Here is a 4313-nt window from a genome sequence, read left to right as displayed (position 1 = left end):
GAGCGGGGCCGCGGCGGGACCGGCGCCGGGTCAGCGGTAGTCGATCCGGATGGCTCCTCCCGGGCGCCAGGTGATGGAACCGCCCTGGAAGTACTGCACCACGGAGCGGTCGGCGCGGGTGACCTCTCCCGTACGCGGGAAGCCCAGGCGGCTCTTCGTGCCCCCGAGCGCCACGTAGGCGTTGCCGATCGAGCCCTTGATCTCCTGCGCGTAGGTGGTGGGGCTCCAGTAGATCCGGCCCTTCTGGAACTCCTGGTAGACCCCGCCCGTGCCGGTGGACGCCTCGTCGGTCGTGGGGTAGCCCAGCGGTCCGGCCGGGCCGCCCGAACGCTGGTGGTGCGCGCCGACCGAGCCCGTGAGGGCGTGGGCCCCGCCGGCGGAGCTCCACACGATCCGGCCCTTCTGGAAGGTCTGGACGGTGCCGCCCCGGCCGTCGGCGACGACGCCGGCGGTGGGATAGCCCAGCGGGCCCCCCTCGTTGCCGGCCCGCGAGTACGCCGCGCTGGTGGCGCCGGTGATCGCGTGGACCCCGTGGGTGGAGCTGCCGAGGATCCGGCCGTTCTGGAAGGTCTGGTAGTACCCTCCGGCGCCGTTGCTCCGCCGGTCGGCGGTGGGATAGCCCAGGGCGCCCTTCTCGTGGCCCGCCGCGGCGAAGACCGCCTCGATGTCCCCGGTCAGGGCGTGGGCGCCGGTGCGGGAGGACCAGAGGATGCGGCCGTTCTGGAACAGCTGGTAGGTCCCGCCGACGCCGTTGGACGTCTCGTCCGAGCGCGGGAAGCGCAGGACGCCGGAGGCGGTGCCGTTGCGCTTGTAGGCGGTCTCGACGCCACCCCGCACCCAGTAGGCGCCGGTCGCCGAGGACCAGTAGATCGTGCCCTTGGTGAACGACTGGCGGACCCCGCCGGCGACGGCCTGCTCGTGGGAGGTGGGCGCCCCCGTCTGGCTCTTGATCCGCTGGTACAGGGACCCGATCGCACCCTTGGTGGTGTACGTCGGTGCGGGGGCCGCGGGAGCGGGGGCGGGGGCGGCCGGTGCGGCGGTGACGGCGGGCTTCGTGATCCAGAGCGCGTCGTGGGAGTTCAGCGTCTTGCCGCCGGGGAGGGTGGACCAGGCGTCCCCGGAGTCCAGGACGAGCTGCTTGTACTGGTCCGAGCTCAGCGTCGGGTTCTTCTGCTTGAGCAGGGCCAGGGTCCCGGCCACGTGCGGGGTGGCCATGGACGTGCCGTAGTCGAAGCGGCTGTTGGGCGAGACCGGTCCCCGGAGGCCGGTGTTGCCGGCGGAGAGGATGTGGTGGCCCGGGGCGTAGATGTCCACGGCACCGCCGTGGTTGGAGTAGCTCGCCCGCACCCGGTCCGAGCCGATGGCCCCGACCGTGATCACGTTGTAGCAGTTGCCGGGGGCGTACTCGATCGCCGGGCGGCCGCTGTTGCCCGCGGCCACGGCCACGGGGATGTTGCGGAACCAGGCGGTGTTGATGGCGTTCTGCAGCGTGGTCGGGCACGCCCCGCCCATGGACAGGGACATGTTGATCACGTCGGCGCGCCGGGGCGCGGCAGGCACCCCGGCCACGGGGTCCCCGGCCAGCCAGCGCACGGCGTCGGCCATGTCGGAGACGTAGCCGAAGCCGCACGCGCCCAGGGCCCGGGCGTTGAGGAGCTTGGCGTCAGGGGCGACGCCGACGGTGCCGTAGTTGTCCCGCTTGGCGGCCACGGTGCCGGCGACGTGCGTGCCGTGCCAGATGGAGTTGGTCGCGGCGGAGCCGGCATAGCACTGGCCGGCCGTGGAGTACGTGCCCGGATCGCGGGGGTCCGCGTCCCGGCCGTTGCCGTCGTTGCCGAGGGCCGCGGTGGAGACGAAGTCGTAGCCGCCGATGGTCTGGGAGTCCAGGTCCGGGTGGTTGGCGAAGCCGGTATCGACGATCCCGACCGTCACCCCCTTGCCGGTCGCGGTGTCCCACGCCTCGAAGGCGCGCAGGTTGGTGAGCGCCCACATGGACGGGACACCGGGGTCCGCGGCGGTCGCGGCCACCGAGCCCATGCCCTCCGGCCGTGCCTCGTCCCCGCCGGGGATCCGGGCGGTGGAGACGAGGCGGTCGGGCTCGGCGTAGGCCACGGACGGGTCCTTGGCGAGCTCCTCGGCCAGCTTCTCGGCCTGGTCGGTCGTGACCTCGCCGGCCAGCTCGACGACGGCCGCGCCGTCGCCGGTGGTCTTGACCTCGGTGGCGTTCCTCCCCTCCGGGACGTCGGCCTCGGCGGCGGCGTCCTCGACGGCGCGCTCCGACTCGGCCTCGGTCACGGGGGTGCGGTGCTTGACGATCATCCGGTCGGTGATCTCGGGCGGGGACTCGGCGCGGACCTGCTGGGGGGACAGGGTCGTGGCGTCCTCGGCGGGGGAGGCGGTCGCGGGCGTGAGAGGTGCCAGCACGAGGGCCAGGGTGAGGGCGGACAGGGTGGGGGCGAGCATGGATCGTTGCATGGGCGAACTCCTGGGGCTGGGGGGATCCCGGGCAAGGTTCTCACATGCAAATCAATGCGAAAAGATATAAATGAAAATCACGGCTTCATCACGAAGTATGACGACCACGGGCGACGACCTGCGCCCGGCGGAGCCGCTCACACGGACCGCAGGAGCACGGCCAGCCATGCGAGGTGCTGCAGGAGCGAGGGCACGCCGGCGGTGAGCACCGCCACGGCCGTCGCGGTCGTGGCGCGCCCCAGGTGCCGGCGGAGGGCGGCGCGGCCGCCGGGAGAGCGGCGACGGGCGGCCGGTGCCAGGTCCAGCGCCGCCTGGGACAGGCTCCACAGAGCAGTGGCACCCGACGCGGCCACGACGAGGCAGCAGTAGAGGAGCACAGCGCCCGGCAGGTGGACCACGGAACGGCTCAGCCGGCCAGCACGGCGGCGGTCAGGCCCACGGCGAGCACACCGGCCACGGCCCAGGTGGAACGGTAGGCGCGCCGGTAGTGCTCCTCGCTGCGGAGCTCGAGCCAGGCGGCCGTGGACGGGGGCGGGGCCGTGCCGGGGGCCGTCCGCGCGCGCTCGAGCCGGCCGATCGCGACGAGATAGCGGCTCCAGTGCAGGACGGCCAGGGCCCCGACGACGAGCAGCACCGGGATCGCGGCCAGCGGCACCCAGTGGGCGGCGGATTCGGGCATGACGGGCCTCCGGGTGGGGACTTCGGTCGTTCCTCCCAGCATGTGTGCTCGCGCAAAGAGGTGTCTGTCCGCTCTCCTGGGGGCCGCCGCGCGCGTTCCGCGCCCCGCGCACGCCCTCGGCTTAAGCACAGCAGTTCTCCTGCTTCTGCCAGGCAGGCCTTGTTAGGCTGGAGCCACATCTTGCACATCAGTGCCACGGAAGGACCCCTCAATGGCCGGCGGTAACCCGCTTCTCCGCGATCTCTCGAAGCCGGGCGCAGGCAGCGCCCAGGCCTACGGCAACCAGTACGGACAGAGCTCCTACGGAACCCCCTACCAGCAGCAGCCCGGCTACGGCCGGACCGGACACCAGCAGCCCGGCCACGGGCGGGGGCAGCAGGGTGCGCCGTACTCGGCCGAGCACCTGGACTCGATGTACAACGCCCCGGCCGCCGGGACGAACCAGACCGGCCGGATGACCTACGACGACGTCATCATGCGCACCGCCACGGTGCTCGGCGCGGTGGTCGTCGGCGCGCTCGCGGGCTGGATCATGCCGATCCTCACCATCCCCGGTGCCCTCGTCGGTCTCGTCCTGGGCCTGGTCAACGCCTTCAAGCGGGAGCCCTCGCCCGCGCTGATCCTCGCCTACGGCCTGTTCCAGGGCATGTTCCTGGGCGGCATCTCGGGGATGTTCGAGGCCATGTACCCGGGCATCGTGGTGCAGGCCGTGATCGGCACCATTGCCGTCTTCGTCTCGGTGCTCGTGCTCTTCCGGTCCGGGAAGGTCCGGGCCTCCCCGCGCGCCACCAAGATCTTCATGGTCGCGCTCATGGCCTACGTCGTCTTCGCCCTGGTCAACCTGGGGGCCGTGCTGCTGTTCGGCTTCAACATCCGCACGGACAGCCCGCTCGGCCCGTGGCTGGGCCTGCTCATCGGCGCCGTGGCGATCCTGCTCGCGGCCTACAGCTTCGTGCTGGACTTCGACAACATCAAGCGCGGTGTCGAGGTCGGCGTCCCGGAGAAGATGGCCTGGTCCGCGGCCTTCGGCCTGACGGTCACGCTGATCTGGACCTACATCGAGATCCTGCGCATCCTGGCGATCATCCGGGAGATGACCTCCAGCTAGGTCCCGCCCCGGCTGCGCCCACGACGGCCCGGCACCCGCGCACCGCGGGTG

At 72.2% G+C, this 4313-nt stretch carries 4 protein-coding genes; 1 reads left to right on the top strand and 3 read right to left on the bottom strand.

The genetic code is table 11. From position 1 onward, the window contains the following. Positions 1-30: 30 nt before the first annotated feature. From ACFU0Y_RS17380 to ACFU0Y_RS17370, 3 genes are all read right to left on the bottom strand, one after another. A complete protein-coding gene (locus ACFU0Y_RS17380) occupies positions 31-2475 on the bottom strand; it encodes a S8 family serine peptidase (RefSeq protein ID WP_380216090.1) in 2445 nt (814 codons plus the stop codon). Between the two features lie 137 nt (positions 2476-2612). Next, positions 2613-2873 carry a hypothetical protein gene (locus ACFU0Y_RS17375; protein WP_380216088.1) on the bottom strand — a complete coding sequence of 87 codons (261 nt, stop codon included), beginning with the start codon at positions 2871-2873 and terminating at the stop codon, positions 2613-2615. 8 nt (positions 2874-2881) lie between these two features. Further along, complete coding sequence (locus tag ACFU0Y_RS17370) at positions 2882-3154, bottom strand: hypothetical protein (RefSeq protein ID WP_380216086.1); 273 nt, start codon at positions 3152-3154, stop codon at positions 2882-2884. A gap of 211 nt (positions 3155-3365) precedes the next feature. Between ACFU0Y_RS17370 and ACFU0Y_RS17365 the strand changes: the two genes are divergently transcribed. Then, a complete protein-coding gene (locus tag ACFU0Y_RS17365) occupies positions 3366-4262 on the top strand; it encodes a Bax inhibitor-1/YccA family protein (RefSeq protein ID WP_380216084.1) in 897 nt (298 codons plus the stop codon). Positions 4263-4313: the final 51 nt, after the last annotated feature.

Source organism: Kocuria sp. NPDC057446 (genome assembly GCF_042802875.1).
Taxonomy (GTDB): domain Bacteria; phylum Actinomycetota; class Actinomycetes; order Actinomycetales; family Micrococcaceae; genus Kocuria.
This window is presented reverse-complemented; position numbering and strand designations above follow the sequence as displayed.

Coding starts and splice junctions, on each gene's coding strand:
- ACFU0Y_RS17370 (WP_380216086.1), bottom strand. CDS start 3,154: ATGCCCGAATCCGCCGCCCACTGGGTGCCGCTGGCCGCGATCCCGGTG.
- ACFU0Y_RS17365 (WP_380216084.1), top strand. CDS start 3,366: ATGGCCGGCGGTAACCCGCTTCTCCGCGATCTCTCGAAGCCGGGCGCA.
- ACFU0Y_RS17380 (WP_380216090.1), bottom strand. CDS start 2,475: ATGCAACGATCCATGCTCGCCCCCACCCTGTCCGCCCTCACCCTGGCC.